Annotated in this window: 19 protein-coding genes; 18 read left to right on the top strand and 1 reads right to left on the bottom strand. The window is 66.6% G+C overall.

Translation table 11 applies throughout. The features are described 5' to 3' along the window. Positions 1 to 2,015: MFS transporter (locus ACZ3HL_RS42495; protein WP_465537512.1), on the top strand; the 2,015-nt coding region annotated here is incomplete at its 5' end. 2 nt (positions 2,016 to 2,017) lie between these two features. On the opposite strand, the gene ACZ3HL_RS42490 is transcribed toward ACZ3HL_RS42495, so the two are convergent. After that, positions 2,018 to 2,428, bottom strand: a complete 411-nt coding sequence (locus tag ACZ3HL_RS42490; protein WP_465537511.1) for a winged helix-turn-helix transcriptional regulator — start codon at positions 2,426 to 2,428, stop codon at positions 2,018 to 2,020. A 346-nt stretch (positions 2,429 to 2,774) separates the two neighbouring features. Here ACZ3HL_RS42490 and ACZ3HL_RS42485 point away from each other — a divergent pair, with 346 nt between their 5' ends. The 17 genes from ACZ3HL_RS42485 to ACZ3HL_RS42405 all read left to right on the top strand — a co-directional run bounded on the left by ACZ3HL_RS42485 (position 2,775) and on the right by ACZ3HL_RS42405 (position 21,399). Beyond that, entirely contained in the window at positions 2,775 to 3,458 is a 684-nt protein-coding gene (locus tag ACZ3HL_RS42485) for an A24 family peptidase (RefSeq protein ID WP_465537509.1), read from the top strand. Positions 3,459 to 3,780: 322 nt separating this feature from the next. Continuing rightward, positions 3,781 to 4,086, top strand: coding sequence for a hypothetical protein (locus ACZ3HL_RS42480; RefSeq protein WP_465537507.1), 306 nt, complete (start codon positions 3,781 to 3,783; stop codon positions 4,084 to 4,086). A 395-nt stretch (positions 4,087 to 4,481) separates the two neighbouring features. Beyond that, positions 4,482 to 5,042, top strand: coding sequence for a hypothetical protein (locus tag ACZ3HL_RS42475; RefSeq protein ID WP_465537505.1), 561 nt, complete (start codon positions 4,482 to 4,484; stop codon positions 5,040 to 5,042). Between the two features lie 82 nt (positions 5,043 to 5,124). Then, positions 5,125 to 5,823 (top strand): SAF domain-containing protein, encoded by a 699-nt coding sequence (locus ACZ3HL_RS42470; RefSeq protein WP_465537504.1) that lies wholly within the window; start codon positions 5,125 to 5,127, stop codon positions 5,821 to 5,823. Between the two features lie 43 nt (positions 5,824 to 5,866). Beyond that, complete coding sequence (locus tag ACZ3HL_RS42465; protein ID WP_465537502.1) at positions 5,867 to 6,694, top strand: hypothetical protein; 828 nt, start codon at positions 5,867 to 5,869, stop codon at positions 6,692 to 6,694. Next, positions 6,691 to 8,199 (top strand): CpaF family protein, encoded by a 1,509-nt coding sequence (locus ACZ3HL_RS42460; RefSeq protein ID WP_465537500.1) that lies wholly within the window; start codon positions 6,691 to 6,693, stop codon positions 8,197 to 8,199. The genes ACZ3HL_RS42465 and ACZ3HL_RS42460 overlap by 4 nt, the downstream gene beginning before the upstream one ends. Before the next feature lie 131 nt (positions 8,200 to 8,330). Then, a complete protein-coding gene (locus ACZ3HL_RS42455) occupies positions 8,331 to 9,101 on the top strand; it encodes a type II secretion system F family protein (protein WP_465537498.1) in 771 nt (256 codons plus the stop codon). Beyond that, entirely contained in the window at positions 9,098 to 10,003 is a 906-nt protein-coding gene (locus ACZ3HL_RS42450) for a type II secretion system F family protein (protein ID WP_465537497.1), read from the top strand. Before ACZ3HL_RS42455 ends, ACZ3HL_RS42450 begins: the two co-directional genes overlap by 4 nt. Positions 10,004 to 10,085: 82 nt before the next feature. Next, positions 10,086 to 11,093, top strand: coding sequence for a hypothetical protein (locus ACZ3HL_RS42445; RefSeq protein WP_465537496.1), 1,008 nt, complete (start codon positions 10,086 to 10,088; stop codon positions 11,091 to 11,093). Continuing rightward, positions 11,086 to 11,340: a hypothetical protein gene (locus ACZ3HL_RS42440; protein WP_465537495.1), complete on the top strand. Its 255-nt coding sequence runs from the start codon at positions 11,086 to 11,088 to the stop codon at positions 11,338 to 11,340. Before ACZ3HL_RS42445 ends, ACZ3HL_RS42440 begins: the two co-directional genes overlap by 8 nt. A gap of 45 nt (positions 11,341 to 11,385) precedes the next feature. Beyond that, positions 11,386 to 11,805, top strand: a complete 420-nt coding sequence (locus tag ACZ3HL_RS42435) for a hypothetical protein (protein ID WP_465537490.1) — start codon at positions 11,386 to 11,388, stop codon at positions 11,803 to 11,805. Between the two features lie 107 nt (positions 11,806 to 11,912). Next, on the top strand, positions 11,913 to 12,275 hold the full coding sequence (locus ACZ3HL_RS42430; RefSeq protein ID WP_465537488.1) for a TadE/TadG family type IV pilus assembly protein: 363 nt from the start codon (positions 11,913 to 11,915) through the stop codon (positions 12,273 to 12,275). Further along, positions 12,272 to 12,721 carry a TadE/TadG family type IV pilus assembly protein gene (locus ACZ3HL_RS42425; RefSeq protein ID WP_465537487.1) on the top strand — a complete coding sequence of 150 codons (450 nt, stop codon included), beginning with the start codon at positions 12,272 to 12,274 and terminating at the stop codon, positions 12,719 to 12,721. Before ACZ3HL_RS42430 ends, ACZ3HL_RS42425 begins: the two co-directional genes overlap by 4 nt. Next, positions 12,718 to 13,131, top strand: coding sequence for a hypothetical protein (locus tag ACZ3HL_RS42420; RefSeq protein WP_465537486.1), 414 nt, complete (start codon positions 12,718 to 12,720; stop codon positions 13,129 to 13,131). The genes ACZ3HL_RS42425 and ACZ3HL_RS42420 overlap by 4 nt, the downstream gene beginning before the upstream one ends. Continuing rightward, complete coding sequence (locus ACZ3HL_RS42415; RefSeq protein WP_465537484.1) at positions 13,128 to 16,037, top strand: BTAD domain-containing putative transcriptional regulator; 2,910 nt, start codon at positions 13,128 to 13,130, stop codon at positions 16,035 to 16,037. Before ACZ3HL_RS42420 ends, ACZ3HL_RS42415 begins: the two co-directional genes overlap by 4 nt. A 382-nt stretch (positions 16,038 to 16,419) precedes the next feature. Then, on the top strand, positions 16,420 to 18,651 hold the full coding sequence (locus ACZ3HL_RS42410; RefSeq protein ID WP_465537482.1) for a hypothetical protein: 2,232 nt from the start codon (positions 16,420 to 16,422) through the stop codon (positions 18,649 to 18,651). Between the two features lie 567 nt (positions 18,652 to 19,218). Then, positions 19,219 to 21,399: an ATP-binding protein gene (locus ACZ3HL_RS42405; RefSeq protein WP_465537480.1), complete on the top strand. Its 2,181-nt coding sequence runs from the start codon at positions 19,219 to 19,221 to the stop codon at positions 21,397 to 21,399. Positions 21,400 to 22,262 lie beyond the last annotated feature (863 nt).

Genomic DNA, 22,262 nt, shown 5'->3' with positions numbered 1-22,262 from the left:
GTCGACGAACCAACTACCGGAGACCTCCCTACTTTCCATCACCGACACGCCCACACCAGCTCAACCTGCTGAAGAAGACTTCGATACAGGCCCTAGCGGCCGATCCTGCTGGAAGCGCGATCGGGGCTTGGCTCACGACTCGCATACGGATTCCGACTTCACCGCTCGCCGCTCTCGTGCTCGCGGTTGCGGCCGGACTCGTCCTCGTGGTCTGCGGTCTCGGTCCCGGGCTGCCGATATCTGTAGCGCTCTGGGGACTCTCCGGCGCCCTTTCCACCGCATTCCTCATCCAGACGCAGACGATGGTCGTCGGGATCGTTCCTGACCGGCACCTCGGTCGGGTGATGGGCCGGATGGCCACCTGTATGTACTGCTCGCAGGGTGTCGCCGTGGTTCTCGGCGGGCTTGCTGCTGAATCGATCGGCTCGTTCCGTGCGGTCGCGGGTGCCGGGCTGATCGCTGCTGTCCTGGCGTTGGTGCTACTCGGTATCTGGAACTGGACCGGCTCCCGGCGAAGGCGCGGGAACCGGTCCGAACGCGTTGCGGATTCACCTCACCATTCCTTTCCGGCCACGACGAGCACCTCCTCCCAGGAAACGGACTGCACGGACGGCTCGGCGGCGGAGGCGGGAGCAACGCCAACCGCGGCTGGACCGTCCGGGGACGCAAGCGCAGCCAGTATGAAGGGTGAGGATCACAGGACGAGCGGCCGGACGCGCAGCGTATTCAGGCGCAACCGAAGAGCGACAAGGGGGAGACTCTTCGCCTTGCGGCCTCGTGTAGTCGCCTTCGTCGTTGGCGTCGTGACAGCTGCGACTGTCACGACGGTCGTGATGGCCGTGACCAGTTCGGTGACCTTGACAGGGTGGATCGGGTTCGCGGTACTGCTCGGCGCGGGGCTGGTCGTCGCGGAAGCGACGCGGTACATCGAACGCATTCGCAGGCAGCTTTCGGATACGCCGCACGTCAACATGAGCTCGGTTTCGATCTTGGCCGTGACCATGTTGGCCGGTCCGGCTCTGGGCGCGGCGACAGTTGTCCTCCTGTACCTGCATTTGTGGTGGAGGACGTGGCGCTGGACTTCCGGCGTCCCGATCTACCGAGCGGTGTTCAACGCCAGTGTGATGATCTTGTCGGTCTATGCGGCGTGGATCGTCGTTCACGCGGTTCCGCATGGCCAGATCCTGGACATCGTCCGGCCCCAGGACCTGATCGGGCCGGTGCTGGTCATCGCGACATTCTGGACGATGAACTCCGTGCTCGTCGGGGCGGTGATCGCGCTCGAGGACGGCGAACGATCTTGCGCGCGGCTGCTGGGCAGCTGGAGCGACAACGCCTTGGAAATCGTCACACTGTGCATCGGCGTTCTGACCGCGGCGTTGATGATCTGGCGGCCATGGCTGATCGCGTTCGTATTGCCCACCGTCTACGTGCTGCACCGCAGCGTCCTCGTCAAGCACCTCGAGCAAGCAGCGACCACGGATCGGAAGACCGGCCTCCTCAACGCGACCAGTTGGCGAAGCCTCTCTGAACGTGCGTTCGGCAAAGCCAAGCGCTACCGAACGTCCGTAGCGGTCCTGATGCTCGACCTCGACAACTTCAAACGCATCAACGACACCCATGGCCACCTTGTCGGCGACCGGGTGCTCCAAACCGTTGCTGACACCGTGCGGCGTCAGGTCCGCGCGTACGACCTGACTGGACGCTTCGGCGGTGAAGAGTTCGTTGTTCTCCTGCCGGACGCGGCGGTCGACGACGCCGTCAGCGTTGCCGAGCGGATCTGCGCGGCCGTTCGAGCGCTCCGCTTCGGCGAAGAAGACGAGCAGCTAGCTGACCTTCGAGTCAGTGTGTCGATCGGCGCCGCACAGTATCCCGGCGTTGGACAGGACCTCGAAGAGTTACTTCTCGCCGCGGACAACGCGATGTTCGCCGCCAAACAGTCGGGGCGCGATCGCGTTTGCGTGGTCAAGGGCGCACCGGTATCGCCGCGGGTTCCACAGGCTGAACACCGCTGACGTCAGTCGACCCGGACGGCGTCGTGGTCGTCCTGATCCTCGTGTTCCTGAGCCCACTCGACGAGCGGACGAACTGCCCGAAGGAGGGCTCGGCCCTTGGGCGTCAGCTCGTAGACAGAGACGCCGGAGCGCTGCGGGTCTGTGCGTTTATCGATCAAGCTATGTCCCTGCGCTCGCTTCAACGTGTCGGTGAATACGCGATCTGACAGCGGGGCACGCCCACCGGGACGATGCTCGGCTGTGTTGACCGCCGTCAACAGTTCCTTGTACGGCAGTTCCCCCAGCGCGAGCGCGGCGAGGACGGAGATCGTCCACTGCCCGCGGAGAATCGAGACGGCGTCGTTCACCCTTTGCTGATACGAGACGTTCTCCCCACCCATGCCCTCAGCTAACACGATCCGGCGGCGCGTCATGGGGGAAACTTCGGTTCGGTCGGTCGCCTGCCCCAAACGGGTGAAAGGTGGCCCACTGAGCCCACACTCACCCGGGTACTTACCTTGCACTCAGTCGGGCCCGTGGGTGTACGTGTTGATCTCAGCCAGGAAATGGACTGCCTGGTGACGCAAGAGGAGCACGGTCGGCCGACTGGGTGTGGCAAGCCAGCGGGACCAACGCGTTTTCGGGCTCGCTCATTCAGTTGGCCGCCGTTCATCAGCATCGCCCTCACAGGGACGTCCTCGCTCCGGTAGGCCCTGGGGCCGGTGCCGTGAACGCCGGCATAAGCAGTGAGAACGTGGGAGGACACGGTGCTGGAACGAAGTGACTACCGACTTCGCTGTCCTGTTCGGTTGGGAGGTTTCAGTGGTTTCGGCCATGGTGGTCGCGGTGGGCACGGGAAGCCTTGTTGCGGGCCCTGCACTGCTCGCGGCCGCGAAGCGCACGACGGGCACGGCGCTGGTGACTGGACTGTGGGCACAGGTCGCGGTCGCGGCCACTATGTCAGCCGCGACGGTGGCGGCGAGCTGGATCGGCTGGCTTCGACTGGGCGCGACGCCGAGCTGGCCGGTGTGGTGCTGGGCCTGCGCGTTGGGAATTGGTCTCGCGCTCACGGATCTCCGATGCCGACGGCTTCCGTTTCCAATGGTGACCGCGCTGGCGGGCGGTTGCGCCATTCTTTTCTTCGCCATCGCACTCATGGACAGGGCCTGGTCGAGGTTCGGCTTCGCCTGCGTGGCTGCCGTGGTCATTTACGGTCTCGTGTCTCTGGTTCAGATCTGCGCGCCGAACCACACCGGAGGAGGCGATACGGCGCTGTACGGCGCACTCGCGTTGTTCCTCGGTTGGTTCGGGTGGGACGGCTTACTTCGCGGCCTGCTATTCGCCAGCGGACTTACCGCGGTGATCGCCCTCGTGGTCGCGGTGTCGTCCAAGAGCAAACATGCCACTTTCGCTGCCGGCCCGTCACTGCTCGGCGGAGCGTTGGCGAGCGTCGTCGTGGCATAGACAGATCGTTGAGCGCGGGACGGCGTGGTTGGGCACGGACCGGAGTCAGCATTGGAGAGGAATCATGAACAAAGTCAGTACTCGGCGGGCGCTGGCGGCTGTCCTGGCCGGATCGGCAGTGGTGCTGCTGATAGTGAGCTGCAGTGCGGACACGGGGCAGGTTTCGCCGTCGTCACCGAATCTGTCCGCGCCATCCGCGCCACCACAGTCGGCGAGTTCTTCAGACCAGGATGAACGGGCAGCGGTCGAATCGGCTTACTCCGCGTTCTGGTCGCGGACACTTCGGACCGACGACGAGCCGGAGGAGACGTGGCGTGCCGCGATGGCGGCGGTGGCGGTCGATCCCCAGCTCACCACGACGCTGAACGCGATGCGTAGTCAGAAGCAAGCGGGAATCAAGGTCTACGGCGAAGTCACCGCGCGGATTCAGTCCGTTCGGATCGACGGCGCGTCCGCCATCGTGAGTGATTGCCAGGACGCGTCGCGCACGGGACAGGCGGATGCGGCGACCGGTGATCCGAAAACTGTCGGGGTGCCGAGGAACCCGGTGAGCGCCGACCTCAAGCGGGACAGCACGGACGGTCGGTGGCGAGTCGCCAAGGTCGCGTTCCCCGGCGGGACATGCTGATGTTCCGGCCACCCAGCATGCGGGCTACTTCGATCGGTCTCGTCTGCCTGATCGGAGGAGCGGTCGTCCTCGTCACGCCCCAGGCGCACGCCGCGGTGCCACCGACTGCCGATGATGGTCAGGTCATCGTGGTGCCGGGGGACTCGTCGGGATTGGTCGCTCCTCCGACGGTCGACATGGAGGCGCTGCGGCAGCGGGGGCAGGCTCCTGTCCGGCCAGGCGGACAGGGAAGGAAGTCCTCGGGTCAGGATCGGCGGGCGGCAATTGGCAACGGAGCACTGGAGCCGTCGGACGGGCTTCCTGCCGGCTGTTCGCTCGGCGGTTTCGGTGTTGGGGGCTCACCCGGCGTAGGTCGGCCGGGCGGCAGTGCGTTCGGGATCCGCTGCCTTCCTTCGTTGCCTGTCGACGAACTCGCGGCTTCAGGTGGTCCGGCGGCTCCGCCGTTGCCGACGCCGGCGGAGCTTGCCGCGCGCGCGTTCGAGCAGCTGCGGTTACCGTTGCCGGTGCCCCGGCATTCTCCGGACGTGCGGTTGCCCGATGGCCGGGCTGCCACGATCGTCGGGGAGAACACCTGGATCTGGACGGATCGCAGCGTGTGGAAACCGGCGGTCGAGCGGGTGCAGGCCGGGCCGGTGTGGGCCGAAGTGACCGCGATGCCGACGGGGATGACGTTCAACTCGGGATCCGGCGGGGCGACGTCCTGCTCGGGGCCGGGAACACCGTATGACCGGTCCCATGGGCTACATGCCGCCAGCCCTGATTGCGGTTTCGTGTACACCCGCAGTTCGGTCGGGCAGCCGAACGACCAGACCAACGCGGAGTGGGCGATCCAGTGGTCGGTGACCTGGATCGGCTCGGACGGTACCGGCTCTGTCGGCGGCGATTTCCCGCTGATGCAGTCCCGGGCGAGAGCGACGTTCGCCGTCGCCGAAGTGCAGGCCTTGCGCACGAACTAACACCACACTCTGTCAAAAGGTGCGATTAGCGCATTCTTAGGCGCACCGAAGCCGTAATTCGGAATTGTGGAGGAATACCGCTATGGGTACCGCTTTGTCTTTTTCGCGGCCACCGAAAGCGCACGGCGGTGACTCGGGTTTCGCCGAACAGCCCGAGGACGGCGAGGCGCCGCGGGTGCCGCGGCGACGGCGCTGGTGGCTGCTGGGGGTTGCGGTGGTGCTGGCCGCGGTCGTCGCGTTCGGCAACTACGCGTTGATCGCGGGGCAGGACGACCGTGTCGATGTCCTCGTGCTTGCCCGTGAGGTGAGCTGGGGGCAGACGATCGGCGAGGACGATCTCGGTGTGGTCAAGGCAGCGCCGGACCAGCCGCTGGCCTTCATCCCGGTTGGTGACAAAGCCAGGGTCGTGGGGCAGGTCGCGCGGTCGATCCTGCCCGCCGGGACGGTGCTGGCGCCTGGACAGCTATCCGCGCAGCCGATTCCGGGGCCTGGGGAGCGGCTGGTGGGGCTGATGGTACGGCCGGGTCACCTGCCCGCTCGTGGCTTGTCGGCGGGGGATCTGGTGCAGATTAACCCGGTCGCGGCCGGGAGCGGGCCGGACGTTGGGCAGTCCCCGGCGAGCACGTCCGGTCCGTTTCGTGCGCGGGTGCTCGGCGTCGGCCCGCCGGATTCCACCGGCGCGGTGACGGTCGATGTCGTCGTCGGCGCTGACGCAGCGCATGCCGCGACCAGTGCCTCCGCCGGGCAGGTCGTCCTGGTCCAGCTCGGACCGGGCGCGTGAAAAGAGACCGGCTGTCGAAGGGATTTGGTGAGAAGAGATGGCGATGATCGCGATCGTGTCGGGGAAGGGATCGCCCGGCGGAACCACGTCGCTGGCCGCGTTGGCGGCGGCGTGGCCGGCGCCGGTGCTGCTGGCCGACTGTGACCCTGCCGGGGGTGATTTGGCGCTGGGCTGGCTGGGGCATTGGGTGGTGAACGGGTTTCTCCGTACTGATGTCGGTGTGTTGTCGCATTTCATCGCGACTCGGCACTCGACGTCCGGAGACCCGGCGTCGCTGATCGAGCATGTGCAGGCGGTGCCTCCGGCGCGGCATGTCGGCCTGCTGGCCGGGCTGAGCACGCCGGGCCAGCACACCGCGGTCGGCACGGCCGGATGGACCCGCCTGACCGTGGCGTTGGCCGCGTTCAAGACCGTGGCCGGGCATCCGGCTGATGCACTGGTCGACCTGGGCCGTTTCAGCTCGGCGACGCCGTGGCCGGTGCTGCTCGCGGCGGATCTCGTGCTGGTCGCGGTGCGCCCGACGCAGCGGCATGTGCTGGCCGCGCGCCCTGTCCTGGCCGAGCTCGCCGAGCGGATTCTGCCGCAACGGCTGGGGCTGGCCGTCTGCGCGACAACGCCCGCGGGCACCCGCGAAGTCCGCGTGGCGCTGGGACGGGAAGCCGCGGTGGAAGTCCCGATGGCCGCGCGGACGGCGGCGGTGTTCTCCGACGGCATCGACGGAGGAACGCCTCCCCACCGGTCGCCACTGCTGCGCACAGCACGCCGCGCCGCGCGGCGCCTGCACGGCACCTACCACGCCTACACGCCGAGCGAACCGCGCATCCCGGCCACTGCCGTACCCTTCCGCCTGCTTTCCGGAGGCGCACGATGACGTTGCCGCGCAACGGGTTCCGCCCTCCAGATGATCCGGCGACGCCGCCGTATCCCGTGACGTTACCGCCACCGCGCAGCGACTCGGCGGGACCCGCAACAGCGATACCGCGGACACCACCGCAGGACAGTGTGCAGACCGGGCGGATCGACCCCGAGGCCGTCCGGGAGATCCGGGAAGCGGTCGCTGCCCGGCTGGAACGCGTCGCGGCAGGCGAGTCCTATGTGGACGTGCCGCTGACGAGCGAGGAACAACAGGCACGGATGCGTGCCTATGTAGCCGACGAGGTCGCCGGCTGGGTGCAACGCCGCGCGACTGCCGGACACGCGCCGCTGCCTGTTGCCGAAGAACGCCGACTAACCCGGGCTGTCGTGGCGGCGTTGTCCGGGTTGGGTGTGCTGGAGGAGCTGTTGGAGCGCGATGATGTCGAGAACATTCACGTGCACGGCTGTGACCGGATCCTGCTGGAGCTGGCGGACGGCACGGTCGAGCAGTGGCCGCACCCGGTGGCCGACACCGACGCCGATCTGGTGGAGATGTTGGCGGCGATGTTCGCTCGCCAGGGCCAGACTTCCCGGGAGTTCAACGCCGGGCGTCCGCTGGGAAACTTGCGGATCGGCGCTGGTGGCCCGTTGGGGGCGCGGGTGGCCGCGGTGATGGAGGTCTCCGACCGGCCGCGAGTGGCGATCCGCCGCCACCGCCTGGTCGACGTCGGCCTGGCCGATCTCGTGGCGAACGGCACGCTCGATCCGCTACTCAGCGCTTTCCTGCGGTCGGCGGTGCGGGCGGGCTGCAACGTGATCGTGTCCGGTGGCCCGGCCGCGGGCAAGACGACGTTGCTGCGCGCGTTGTGCACGGAAATCCCGGACTACGAGCACGTTGTCACGGTCGAGGAGGAGTACGAACTCGGGTTGCACATCGGCGCCCGTCCCTTGGTCACACCCTTGGAGGCCCGCCCGGCGAACTCGGAGGGGATCGGGGAGATCTCCTTGGACGACCTGCTGAAGCAGACGCTGCGGCACTCGCCGAGCAGGGTGATCGTCGGGGAAGTCCGGGCCGGGGAAGTCACCGCGATGCTGCGTGCTCTCGGGAACGGCGCCACCGGTGGCATGTGTACCTTGCACGCCACGAGCGCTACGGCGGTGTTCGACCGGATCGGCGCGCTGGGGCAGCTCGCCGATCCACCGCTGGCGATCGAGGCGGCTCACCAGTGGACTGCCTCGGCGATTGACCTCGTCGTGCACGTCGCCCGCGCCGACCACGACACACCTAGTGGGCGGCGCCGGGAGCGGTTCGTCACCGAGATCATCGAGGTCGGCCCGGTCGGCGATTCCGGCCGCCCGGACACCACCAGGATCTTCGCCCCACGCCCGGAAGACGGCCGCGCCGTCCCAGCCTATCCGCCGAGCTATGACCTGCTGGAACGCCTGGCGAGGCACAGGTTCGACGCCGCCGGTGCCGACACCTGGCCTACCGACGGTCTGCCGGGCGGAGGCAGGCGATGACGGGCGTATGGGCGGGCCTGCTCGGCGTCGCCGCGGTGGCGGCGATCGTATGCGCCGTCGCGGCCTTCCGCCCATCCGCTGCGCGGTCGACGACATCGGTCAGGACGTGTAGTGCGGGCTGGAGGACGTTCGTGGGACGGGTACCGAAGCGGCGGGTCGTCGTCGCGGTCGCCGCGGGCGGGGTCGTGTGGTGGGGCACTGGCTGGCCGGTCGCCATCATCCTTACCGTCGCCGCGTCGCTGACGGTGCCGATCCTTGCCCGCGGACACGACGCCCGCCGCGTGATCGCGAGGTTGGACGCCCTCGCCAGCTGGGTCCGGCGTCTCGCCGATGTCCTGGCCTCCGGTGCCGGCGGACTGGAGCAAGCGATCGCCACCTCCGCCCGCACCGCACCCGAAGCACTAAGCAGCGAGATCGAAACCCTCGCGGTTCGGCTGCGAACACGTGGCCTGGAGACCGCGCTCCGCGGCTTCGCCGAGGACGTGGGCGACGAAGCCGCCGACGAAGTCGTGCTCACGCTGATCCTGCGCGCCCGCGCGGGCGGACGCGGACTGGTCGACATTCTCGACAGTAAGGCCACCGCCCTGGAACGCGAGGTCGTCGCCCGCCGCGACATCGAAGCCGACCGCGCCAAGCCACGTACCGATGTCCGCGCCATCCTCGGTATCACCGCGCTCCTGCTCACCGGCCTGGTGGTCTTCGCGCACGAGTTCCTTACCCCGTTCAACGACCTGCTCGGCCAGTTCGTGATGGCCGGGGTCGGCGGTCTGCTGGGCGCTGCCGGGTGGTGGATGCACCTGCTGACCCGAACGCGCCGCCCCGCTCGCCTGCTTGGCGCCGTCTCGAGGATCCCTCCCGGGACACCGAAACCGGGGCGCACTGTGGCGGAGGTGCCGCGATGAACCCCGGGATCACCGCTGCGCTGTTGGGCGCACTGGGCGGGTTGGCGTTGGTCTGCGTGCTCCTGGCGCTGCTGCGCCCGGCACCGGTCAACGTGGCCGCCGCGGTCGCCGAACTGGACGACCGTGCCGCCCGCCGTGGTGACGGAGCGCCGCCACGCAGCCGCTGGTCGACCCGGTTCGAACGTCTGGCAGGGGTCTCTGGACGGTCGTCGAACCGCTGGTGGGGCATCCCTGCCGCCGACCTCGACGTCCTCGATCAGTCCGCCGATCGCTACCTTGTCCGCCGCCTGACCTGGGCTGCTGGCGCTGCCGGAACTGTGTTCGTGGTGGCCGGGCTTAGCTGGTTCGGCGGCATCGGCCTTTCCGCCCCGGTGGTGGTGCTGGCCGTGATCGCCGGCGCGGCGGCCGGATCGGCGGTGCCGGTCCTGGCCGTGCAGGAAGACGCCGCCCGTGCGCGGGAGGAATTCCGTCGCGCCACCGCCGCCTACCTCGACCTCGTCGCGCAGGAACGCGCCACCGGCCGAGCCCCCAGCCAGGCACTGGGGGAGGCCGCAGCAGTCGGAGACTCGTGGGTGTTCGCCCGGATCAGCCGCACCCTCGGCCGCGCGACACAGGCCGGTCATACCCCGTGGGAAGCCTTATCCCGGCTGGGAAAACGTATGGGAGTCGTCGAACTCAGCGACCTGGCCGACATCCTCGCCACCGCGGCCGACGGCGCCGCCATCTACACCACCCTGATCGCCAAATCGAGCGCCCTGCGCGCCGCCGCGCTGGCCGCCGACAAAACCGACGCCAACGCCCGCTCCCAACGCCTCGCGCTCCCCGTCGCACTGCTGCTGGTCGCGTTCCTGCTCCTGGTCATGTACCCCGCCATGATCAGGTTGGTCGCAGGAGGGGGCTAGGCAGAACGTGCGACGCTCCCGGTCGCCACCTCCGCTTTCCTTTCCAGAGACAGAAATCGGCCCCGGCTGAAGGAGAAGCCTGATGCACAACCATGAAGCACCTGCAACGGTACCGCCGGTACTCGACTGCATGCTCCCTGACGGCTACGCCACTGTGCTGCTCAATCCTGCGATGACCCCGCGGCAGTGGCGGCGCAGGCAAGTCCTCAGCCTCGTTCGCCCGACGACCATCCTCAAAGGACTCTTCGCTGCGGGGCTGGCCATTCAGATGTCCTGCGGCGGTCACGGATTCGGCGAGAAGTTCGGCATCGGCTTGGTGACCTTGATCGTGGTGCTGGGTGTCTTTCGTCTCCTTGGTCGCCCACCCAGTGAGACCTCCTTCGAGTATGAAGGCGTACCGCGGCTTCGGCTTCGGTGGGGAGAGTTCTACCGGCGTCGCGATTTCGATGACCTGGGTGCAGGTTCCCGTGAACTGGTCGCCGAGTTGCTGACGGGGGTGCAGACGCTGCACCGGAGTCCGGCTCTCGCCTGGCTCGATCCCGCATTGCCGCGTGAGATCCACACAGTTGTGTGGCGGACTTTGTGCTGCCTCGACCGTAGCCGCGAGGCCCGCGCTCTTGCTCAGGAGGTCGCTGCCGAGCTCGACACGACGGATGACTTGGTCACCGCGACGCGGCGAGCGGTCGACGACATCGATACGAGCCTGCGGGAGGTAGCGCAGCATGTGCGGGGGTGCGTCGTGCTCTGTCGTGCATGGGAGCAGAAACTCCGGCGACGCGATCTCGCTGCGCGCGTCAGTCACACCCTGGCCACGATCCCGGGGCAAGAGCACCTCACCAGGTTGTCGCAGGACTCCGACGCGTTGCCGCGATACGTGTTCGCTCACGTCACCGCGGCACGGGATATCACGCATTCCGGGGCATTCCCGTGGGAGCAACCTCCGTCCGAGTGGCCCGGCGCAGGTCGTCTCCCGGTCGGGCGAATCAGCAACACGCCTAATCATGAAGAGGCAGCCGTGAACGCGAAGTCAACCGGCAAGCCTTATAGGCCAACGACTTCCTCGGGAAAGGAGAACGAGACTCATGTTTAACGATCTCAAGCGCTGCGCGACCACAGTCCGGCGACGCGGCGCCCGGCTCGGGCTGTTCCTCACCGCGTGGGTGCTCAGTTTCGTCGTCACTGCAGAAGACCAGTGGACGCGGGCGCGTGCATCGGGAGACCGCGGATCCGAGTCCGTGGAAAAGGCGGTCCTCGTCGCGATCGGCCTCGCCGTGGCCATCGGGCTTGGCTTCGCCATCCGTGCCGCTGTCCAGACCTACCAAGGCCAGATCAAGTGAACCTGTATGTGCCAGGAAGCCCTTAACTGCAAAGGAGACCACACGATGCCGACCGTTGAGGAGATCGAACGACGTGTCGAAGTAGCAGACACTGCCCGGAGTGAGAGGAGGTCTGCCGCGGCGCGGCGCGTCGGTGACTTGGCAGATCGCCACGCCGAGCTGGCCGAGCAACTCGGCGACATAGAACGCGAGCTGGGTGAGGTGCTGGCCGAGTCCGGCGACGTGATCGAGATCGACGAGCTGGCCGCCTTTACCGACGTCCCTGCAACCGAGCTCGCCCGCTGGCTCAACAACGCCAAACCCGGACGCGCCAAGCGGAAGAAGTCCGCCGGAACGAATCCTGCGAAGACCACCCAGGCTCGGAAGCCGGCCTCTTCACACCAGCCAGCGCACACCAACGTCGCCGCGCAGGACATTCCACCCGCGCGCGGCGGCACCGTTCCTCTCCCGGCGGTAGCGCCGTGACAACATCAACATTCCCTCTCCGCCGCGACGACCGGCCACTATGGACACCGTGTCGAGTATTCGTCCGGGCGCGGCTTCACGACGACAGGGGAGCGGAGTCCGTCGGCTTGGCCGTGCTGTTTCCGTTGGTGTTGCTGCTGATTCTCGCTGTGGTGCAAGGCGGCTTGTGGTGGCACGCGCATTCCGTGGTCGCTCAGGCTGCACAGGCCGGTGTGGACGCCGGACGTCCTGTCGGTGCCACGCAACCCGTCGCGGCCGCCGCCGCGCGGTCGTTCGCCGACCGCGCAGGCCGCGGTGTCCTGACCTCACCCGAGGTTCGTGCCACCATGACCGCTGACACTGTCCAGGTCGCGGTGTCCGGCACGACGGTCCGGCTGCTGCCGATCCCCGGGCTTGATATCGGGGTAGAAGTGACCGCGCGAGCGGTCAAGGAGCGCTTCACGACGTCGTTGACCGGGGGCGGCTCGTGACTCGCCAAGCACGTGCGCTTCGTCTCGGTCGGTTGTGGACAGATACGGGTTCCGTCAGCGTCGAAGCCGCGGTGCTCGTGCCCGCCGTGATCATCGTGGGGCTGCTGATCATCGCGGGTGCCCGTGTCAGCTCCGCGGAGCAAGCCGTCGACAACGCCGCCACAGCGGCTGCACGGGCCGCGTCGATCGCCCGCAGCCCTCACTCGGCGCAGCAGGCCGGAGCGGCTGTGGCTCGTGATCGTCTTGGACGTGAGGGCATTACCTGCCAGGAAACCAGTGTGTCGGTCGACGCCAGCCAGATCGCCGTCGGCCGCGCCGGCTTGGTAAGGGCTAGCGTGACGTGCCGTGTCGCGCTCAGCGACCTCGCCCTCCCCGTCCCTGGCGGTACTCGCCTGATCACCAGTTCGTTCACCAGCCCTGCCGATCCGTACCGGGGACGGCCATGATCACCGTGGCACGGCCACGGGATGCCGGGTCGCTCAGCGTGATGATCGCGGTCCTGGTGCCCGCGTTGCTGTTCGTGCTCGCCTTGGTCGTCGACGGCTCCGCCCGGCTGCGGACCATCGCCCGCGCCGACGCCCTGGCCGCCGAAGCCGCCCGCGCCGCCAACACGGCCGTGGACACCCGCAGCCCGCAGGTCGGCATCGACACCGCCACGGCCGCCCGCACCGCGGGCGACTACCTCGCCCGTACCGGGCACCCCGGCCAAGTCAGCATTACCAGTACCCGCACGGTCCGGGTGACGGTCACGGTCACCGAGCCCGCGCCCATCGGACTGCTCGGCCGTGCCGTCCAGGCCACCGGTACCGCGGTGGCCGAACTCGGCGTCGGCACCCGCGACGGCGGCCTCCCATGACCCCGGCGGTACAGCGCGCCCGCGGCACGCTCGCCGCGCTGGCTCTGCTCGCGTTCGTCGCCGGCATCCCAAGCGGGCTCCTGGCCCTTGGCGCCGATCCCGCCCGTCTGATTCCCGAGCGCTGGCCAGACCCGGTACAGATCACCCAGTGGCCCGAGCAGATCTGGGCCACGCTGCGCTGGGCGTGGATCACCGGCGACCTGGTGATCTGGCTGATCGTCGCCGTGGCATGGACGGGCTGGCTGGCACTCACCGTATCCGTGATCGTCGAAGTGATCCGCCAGACCGGCCGAGCCGCCCGCGGCCCGCTGCGGCGAATCCCGACCGGCCGGTGGATCGCCGGGCTCGTCGCCGCCGTCCTGATCGCCACCTCCGCAGGCACCGCGGCAGCGTCCGGACTCCCCGCCACGCCGACCGCGGCCACCGCGCCACCACGGCCTCATCCGAACCCGGCCAGCGCGACCCGCGATTCCGCCGCGGGCACGGCGACGACAACCACGCACGGCACGATCCCGTACACGGTTGTGCACGGCGACACCCTGTGGGACCTCGCCGAACGCCATCTCGGCGACGGCAGGCGTTACCACGAGATCGTGCGGCTCAACCCCGGCCTGCTCGCCGGCAACCCGGACGACCTCGAACCCGCCTGGACCCTGCTGCTCCCGCTAGACGCCGCCGATCTTCCCCAGCGCCACGCCACCACCTCGCAGACCGGACGGACCGTCACCGTGCAGCCTGCGGACACACTCTCCGGCATCGCCGAGTGCCACCTCGGCGACCCGGACGCCTGGCGCGTGCTCTTTGACCTCAACGCAGGGCGGCCCCAGCCCGATGGCCGTGCCCTCCGCCACCCCGACCAGCTCCTCCCCGGCTGGACGCTCGCCCTACCCGTCATCGCGCCAACCGCACCACCGGCAGAAACCCAGGAACCACCGCCGAGCGTGCCTGCATCCGAACTCCCGGACGATCCACCCTCAACCGGCCAAACGCTCCCGCCCACACCCGGGAACGAACAGCAGAAGCCAGCAGTTTCCGGAGACGGCAGTGTGTCGCTGCCAGGCGGGGCGTTCGTCGGCCTCGGACTGGCCGCTCTGATCACCTTGGCGACGGTCACGGTCCGAATGCGACGTCGCCGCTGGTACCGGCCTGGTGACCGAACCGACGGCGATCCCACGGGATTGCCGGTCGTGCGCGCTCTGCGCATCGCTCACGACGTCGCCACGCAACCTCCGGCCGACGAGAAGACTCCGGCGACCGAACCGACGAACTCCCGCCACACCCGGCAGGCCGAGCTGGACACCCGCGACCGAGCTAAGGCCGTAGTCCGCGCCGCACACCCGACGACACCCGGGACCACGGTCGGCATCCGGGACGGACACACCATCGCGCTCGACCTCGCCCAGGCACAAGGCCTCGGGCTCGTCGGGCCCGGCGCCCGCTCCTCCGCGCTGGCCCTGATCGTCACCCTGCTCGCGCAAGCCGCCAGCGACGGCCTCGACACCACGATCGTCATCCCACGCCCAGTCGCCCGCTCCCTGTTCGGGGACACCCTCCCGGACCACATACCGCAACGGCTGAGAATCGTCGACGCCCTGCCCGCGGCTCTCGACGCCCTAGAAGCCGAACTGCTCGCCCGCACGCACGGCCAGAGCCTCGCCGGGAATGACCCGGATACCCAGACACCTCGCCCGTCGAGCCGCCCCGGGCCCTTTCTCATCGTGGCCGCGCCCAGCGCGGACGCCGACCGGCGCCTGCACACCATCCTCGAGACCGGAGCCCACCTCGGCCTTGCAGGATTGCTCCTCGGCCCATGGCGTCCCGGCGGTACCCTGCGCGTGACCGGTGACGGCATCGTCGACACGGCTTCCCCGGCACTCACCGGCAACCTCGCCGGCGCGCGGCTCTTCACGCTCCCAGACGCCGACGCCCGCGACCTGCTCGCACTGCTCCACGCCGCCGAGCCCGACCGCGCCGAACCGTCACAGCGCTCCGCTTGCGTCGATAGCGTGGCCGCGACCACCTCCGACTACGAATTCAGTAAAGCCGGTCCCGAACACGAGCCTGAAGCGGCTCCGCCAACTACGCAACGGGACATTAGGCCGGTCGAGACCTGCACCGCGGATCGATCCCCGGCTCGGTTGCTGCGGTTGCAGGTAGTCGGCCGTTTCCGTCTGAACCGCATCGGCCCCGAACCGTACGACCTTGTCAAAGCGCTCGCGCCGCGACAACGGGAGATCCTCGTCTACCTGGCATTGCACCGTGAAGGCTGCCGCCGCGAAACCCTCAGCGCCGCGCTCTGGCCGGACGCACCGGCCGATCGCCCCTACAACACCTTCCACGCAACCCTGTCCCAGCTTCGACGGAGCCTCCGCCGCGCCACCGAGAACGACGCCCTCGACATCATCACCACCCAGGACGGCCACTACGCCCTCAACGAACAGCTCGTGACCGTCGATCTCTGGCAGCTGCACGACGCGCTCACCGCCAGCCGAACCAGCACACCGGCGAAGGCCACCGAGGCGCTGAACGCCGCGATCGCGCTCTACCGCGGAGACCTCGCCGAAGGCATCACCGCCGACTGGATCGACGGACCCCGCGAAGCGCTCCGCCGCGATGTCCTCGATGCGTTTAGCACCCTGATCCGCGCAACCCGCCGCGACGCGCCCGAATACTCTCTCGCCCTGCTGGAACAAGCCCGGCAGCTCGACCCCTACAACGAAGCGATCTACCGCGACCTCATGCGCACTCAAGCCCGCCTCGACCAGTACGACAGCATCCCGCGCACCCTGAGACTCCTCACCACGGTGCTATCCGAGCTGAGCGAACGCCCCACTCGCGACACCTTCAGCCTCGCGACCGCCCTGCAACAGCTACGAGACGGCACGCCAAGCCGGAAAGCCAGCTGATCGTGGGGTGGTATCTGCTCGTGAACCTCGACGCCGTTCCTCCGACAACGGCGTGCCGATGTTTGCCAAACGAGGCCCACCGGGTTCTCTGGAGTAACCGACCTTGTACGCTCGGCATCGTCGCGCCCTCAGCGGAGGTCGAGGCATCAGACTGAAGAATGCTTCGGAGCTCCGCTAGGAGCCGCTGGGTGCGCACGTGGACGGCGATGTGAGCCGCTCCGGGTGACGTGACCGGGTGTTGGTGCAGTCTCGGACCTGCTGAGAGACGCAGCGTGGACGTTCGTGATCCCCACGTCCCCGGTGAGCGCACTGCGCGCTCCAGCAAGGGGCAGGGCCCGGTGACTACCGGATCGCACCCAGGGTCGCGGGAGGACAGACAAAAATGTCTGTTAAAGCTCAATTTCAATCACCGCAGGCCAGCAGGCCTCGCCACACCACCTTGACTCAGACACGGGACGAGGATCGATCGGATTCCATCACACTGCATTCTGGGGATGACACTCTCACCGTCTCCAACTTCAGCCGTGAGCTGCCCGCCGTGTCCGACGCTGGTGAACGTACGAAGCTGATCCGGAACGGCCAGAGCAACCCGTACTGCGCACTGTCGGACGATGCTTGGCATGCACTTGCCCGCGCGGTTGTTCATCCTCCTGCACTGACGGCACAACTCCGCCATCAGCCTAACGCTGGCGGTTCCGCGCTCATCGAAGAGCACGTTGGTGGGGCGACCCTTCGTTCGGTGAACGGCCGTATCTGGCTTACCGACGTGTTCCTGCTCGTGCAACCCCGTACCGGGCAAGAACCCAATGTCGAGATCGACCCTGAGGTCGAGGGTGAACTGACAACGGATGAGACCCCACAGGCGATGTTGGTGTATCGGTTCCGGGATCGCGCCCATTTGCGAAACTACATGCGTCAGACGATCATCACGACGCGGAACGCAAACAACCGCTACGACGAGTCCATCCTCACCCGCCGTATCACGAGGGCTGTCGTCGCTCATGTCGCTCGACTTGAGTTCTCCGATGGATCTGAGTCGACCTATGTGATGGTCGTTCGAGACGGCATCACTCGCGTGGTCAGCGCATGGGGTGCACTCTGCGGGGAACAGGCAACTCCTGAGGAGATCGCCGACCGCGCTGTTGAGGTGCTTCTCGCAGAGAAGCGGGACCGTCGCGGCGCGAGTAAGCCGCTCACCCAACGTATGGGGCTAGGACGACAGGGCGAACTTGAGAAGCTGCGGGCGTCCTTTGTCGCCGGGCTAACCGGCGAGACTCCGACCGAAGAAGCCATCAGGATCGGGCAGACGGTTATCTTGCCGGCGCAGATCGCTGTTGGACTGGAGCTGTATCGCGGCACCGGGCTGCCGGCGAGCGAGGTGTTCGACGACGCCATCCGCAGCATTCTGTCTTCCATCCATGTCGAGTTCGGCATGTGGGACTCGGCTGCACAGAACGCCGAGATCGGATCTCGCGCGCTCAAACGCACCATGCTAGATGGAGTTGCGGACATTACTGGAATCGGTGTCGCTGACGTCTACCGACTAGCGGTTGGTCAGGCGCCACCCGAGGAGACCTCTGAAGTCTTCGCCGACGACACTATTCCGGACACGCCCTTGTGGCGAGCGATATTTCTGGTTCATTACCTGACCCGGAAGCAGGTCTTCGCAGTCATGAAGAAGCACGTCAAGGCGATCGCCGGTAAGCAGCGGCTTCACATCAATCCATACTCGGAGATTCTTGCCCCGATCGTCGATCAGCCCTGGCGACTAACGAAAAAGCAATCACTACGCCAGGCGCGCAACGCCTGGGCTAACGGCGGAGTCCTCACGAAAGAAGTGATGGACTTGGACTGGCAACCGGTGCCCTGCTCCGACTTCACCACCCTGGTCGAACCGGCACAGTCCGGAGACGTCGATGCACGCCTCACCCTTGCTGTCGCTGGCGGCATAGCACTAATTACCGACAAGCTGCTGACTCGTAACGTCGGATCTTCTGTCGGCACCACCGTTCCGTTCCGCGCAGATGTCAATGATGCTATTGACGGACTCAGTAAGGCAACCAACAGCGCTGGATTACTCCTGCTCGCGCACGCAGCCAATCGATTCGAAGCCGACCGTGTTGCCCTGAACTCCTTTACGGAAAACCAGCTGAAAAAGAGCGATCAGAAAGATGAACAGAGCGTGGGCGATCGGTACATTATGACCGATGTCGATCCCGACAAAGAGGATGGGATTGCTCGGGATAATGCGGGTGCGCCCCGTCGTCTTAGCGAGTACGCAGTAATTAGACTTTCTGACCCTAAACGAGCTGCCCAAGAAGAGGGCGAGCGTAAAAATCACGGCGGCGCGGCGGAAAAGACCGTCCTTGATCAGATGGCAGACCTGCGCCGCCAACTTCTTGGCAACCTCACAGATGCCCATGACGCTCTGAAGCTGCTCATGAAGCTAGGTGATGCTCCGGACGCAGGAGTTGCTCACCCCCTTGGGTCGCAGCACGAATGGGAGAAGGTCTCAAAGCTGGCCGTCAAGGTGCAGTCCACGATCTACTCCAACGAACCCGAAATTGACAACGAGCCCGAAAATAACTCCGGCGACGAGTACGACGCAACCTGACAGGTGAGGCGGCTGGGGTCCGTTATGCGCGGAGGCGGACCCAGCCGCCGGCATCGGCGGAGAACGACTGCGGCGGAGGTCGACGGCGAACTGTCCATCTGTGCCACGGACAGATAACAAACCCACAACCTAACTCGGCTTCGTATCCCATAGCCTAACGGTAGGGGCGCCCTGGGTGAGCTCGGCGATGACGGTGTCGAGGGGCCACGCCTTGAAATGCTGGCTACTTCTCTGCACCAAGCAAGTCGACGCGCCGTGACAGCCGCCGTTTGTCGCCTAAGGTGCTTCGACCGACAAACACCCAATAGCGGAAACCGGCGAGCTTCGCTGCAAAATCCCACGGTGGCCGACTGGCACGACAAGCCTGGGTAGCCATCGTCGAGCAGGACACCTCACCTAGGACGCCACCGGATGGCGGCCTGGCTTGGCGGGATGATGGGTTCAGGCTGGTGGATGATCTCTTCGGCGAGGCCAAGACCCCGGCCCTTCGACCTACGGGGACCCGGTACCGCGGAAACTGGCCGTTCTGTCCCGAAAGACGTGCATTCAGTGCGACACTTAGGGATTATGGCGGAACGAGCGAACGAGGTACGCAACAACGTCAGTGGCGAGGTGGACGGCCCGGTGGTGCAGGCGGGTTCCATCCAACACGTCTCACTGACTGGCGCAATGTCTGTCGACCATGGGGTGCCGCGGCAGTTGCCATTGGCGGTAGGGGACTTTACAGGCCGCGTCGAGCAGATCTCGGCGCTGGATGAACTTCTACCGCCGGGAAGCGACGTCGACCTCAATTCGAATGCCAGCGCGGCGTCCGTGGTGATCTCGGCAGTTGACGGCGCCGGTGGAATCGGGAAGACCGCCTTGGCAGTGTGGTGGGCACACCGAGTGCAGCACCGCTTCCCGGACGGCACCCTGTACGTGAACTTGCGCGGTTACGGCCCTGGCGACCCAGCCAGCCCAAGTGAAGTTTTGGAAGGGTTCCTGCGCGCGCTGGGATTACCCGCTGAGCGGATACCGATCGGGGTGGAGGCACAAGCCGGAGCTTTCCGGTCACTACTGGCCGGTCGCCGAGCGTTGCTCCTGTTGGACAACGCCCACCACGCCGACCAAGTACGGCCGCTGCTGCCCGGCGCCCCGGGCTGCATGGTGCTCGTGACCAGTCGGGATCGACTGGCTGGGCTGGTCATCACCGAGGCTGCGACCCGACTCAGCCTCGACCTGCTCACCCAGGCTGAGGCCGTCGAGTTGGTCACCGGCATCGTCGGTCCGGAGCAGGCGGCGGCTGAACCAGACGCATTACAGGCGTTGGTCCGCTACTGTGCGCGATGGCCGCTGGCACTGCGTATCGCCGCCAGCCAAGCTGCTGGCCCCTACACCACAATCGCTGACGTGGTCGCCGAGTTGGCCGATGATCGCTACAGGTTGGACGTGCTAAGCCAGTCCAGGGACGATCGAGCCACGTTGCGGACGGTGTTCGACTGGTCCTACCACCGACTGACTGCTCCGCAAGCGCAGGCGTTTCGACAGCTTGGGTTGCATCCAGGAGCGGAGTTCAGTGTGGAGGTCGCTGCCGCAGCCACCGACCTGGCCCTGCAGCCGGCGCGACGGGTACTGCAGACGCTGGTCGACGCGCACCTAGTCGAACACGCCGGCCGCGGCCGATACCGGTTGCACGACCTGTTACGCACCTACGCCGACGACCGCGCCACCACCGACGACACGTCGGAAGAACGAGACGTCACCAGGAAGCGGATCTGGCAGTGGTACGCCCACCATGCCAAAGCAGCCAACAACATCCTGTGGCCTGCGCTCCGCGACTGGCATCCCGCTTTCAGCGTCCCCACCCGAACTCGACCTGAGATCGACCTGGTCGATGCGGAGCAAGCATGGGCGTGGTTCGCTTGCGAAGAACACAACTTGATCACCGTCGCCCACAGTACTGACCAGTATGACCACGCCGCGCTGAACCAGCTCGTCGCCGCCGCCGCAGTGACGCCTTTGTGGCGGCAGGGACGTTGGGGCGACCTCTTCATCCTCCAGCAACGGGCGCTGGTAGCGGCCCGGCGCCACGACGACCGCCTTACTGAAGCTCACTTCTTATCTAGTCTGGGCGAGGTGCAACGAGCGACGCGCCAGTGGCACGACTCCCGTGACAGTCTCCAGGCCGCCTTGGCTCTGGCTCGCGAACTCGGTGATCTAGGGCTGGAAACAGTTGTACTCAATGCCTTGGGGATCCTCCTTTTAAATCAAGGACGTTATGAACAAGCACGTGAGCCTCTTCAGGAGGCGTTGCCGTTGGCCCCTGGCTTTCAATCTGGACGGTTGGAAGCGGCGATTGAATGCAATCTCAGTCGGGTCTGCATCGAACTGGGTGACTATGCACAAGCGCTACAGCATGCTCGTCGCGGCCTTGCCCTGTATCGGCGCGCCCGCGTCCGCAATGGGGAAGCCGCTGCATTGGGTCAGCTCGCCAAGGCCCGGCAGGGTTTAGGCGAGCATCAGGAGGCGATTGCGTTGTGTGAGCAGGCCTGCCAGGTCGAAGCCCACCACCGCTACCCCCTGAACACCGCTGAAATCCTAGCTACCCTCGGCATCTCACTAGACCACACTGGCCACACTGCCCGTGCCCACGCATGCTGGCAGGATGCCTTGGCGATCTACGACCAGTACGGCGACCCCAGGGCTGTTGCATTGCGGCAGCGCTACGACGCCGGCAGCCGTGTCGACGACAGCACTCGAACGGTCTGACTCCGGGGCTGGTCAATCTTGTATGGGAACGATTCTCGCCACGATGCCGTATACGACATCCGTATGACATCGGTCGTGAGGTTACGACGTCAGCGGTGAGACCCTACCTGCTTGTCCGCCTACTTCTCCAGCTTCCTTTCCGCCTTCCTCTCCGAGGACCTGCTAGAGCGGAAGGGCAGGGAACGGGCTTGTCGCAGCACAGGTACGTCGGCACACCTTCCTCTGTGCCCCCCAACTTCGGTGCCAGCAGGCATCTGAACAGTCTGTTGGGTGGGTGGTCGGCTTCCGTCTGTTTGGATTCGGTGGTCACTTTTGGGCGTGATGGTCGACTTCTCGTGGTCGAGACCTACGGCTGTCGACGGTCGTGCACGCAGCTCGCAACAAGACGCGGTGCTGACGGCCGTCACTCTCGTGCTATGAGCATCAGGCTCCACTATGGACAGTGACGGAGATGAATGTCCGTAGTGGATGGCGTGGGGCCACTAAGCGGTCTCCTTGTGGCCAGGACTGCCGACGTCGACGCGTTTGGTTGGCCGCGCGTCTCGATCGTGGAGGTGTTGCGGCCGTGCGCCGGCTGTCGGCCAACTCGGGGCGGCTGGCTCGCACGTTTCCGTGTCATAGTCCGCCTGGTACAGGAATGCGCGCTTCGATCGACGATCCGCTTGTGCCAGCTGGTGAAGTCGTCAATGCAGATGTAACAGGGAGATAACGGGTGGTCCGCAGTGCTTGAAAGTGTCTAGCTAGGGTGTCACCCTAGACATGTAATCAAGACGCTCGCAGGTTGGGCGGGGAGGCTGCGAGGTGCGGCGTCTTGTAAGTGGCCTGCTTCGTTTCTCTTCTTGAAGGCTGGGCGTTGCAAAGGG

This window comes from Amycolatopsis sp. NPDC000009 (genome assembly GCF_055563465.1).
The sequence above is the reverse complement of the archived record's forward strand: the minus strand, read 5'-3'. Positions and strand labels throughout refer to the sequence as shown.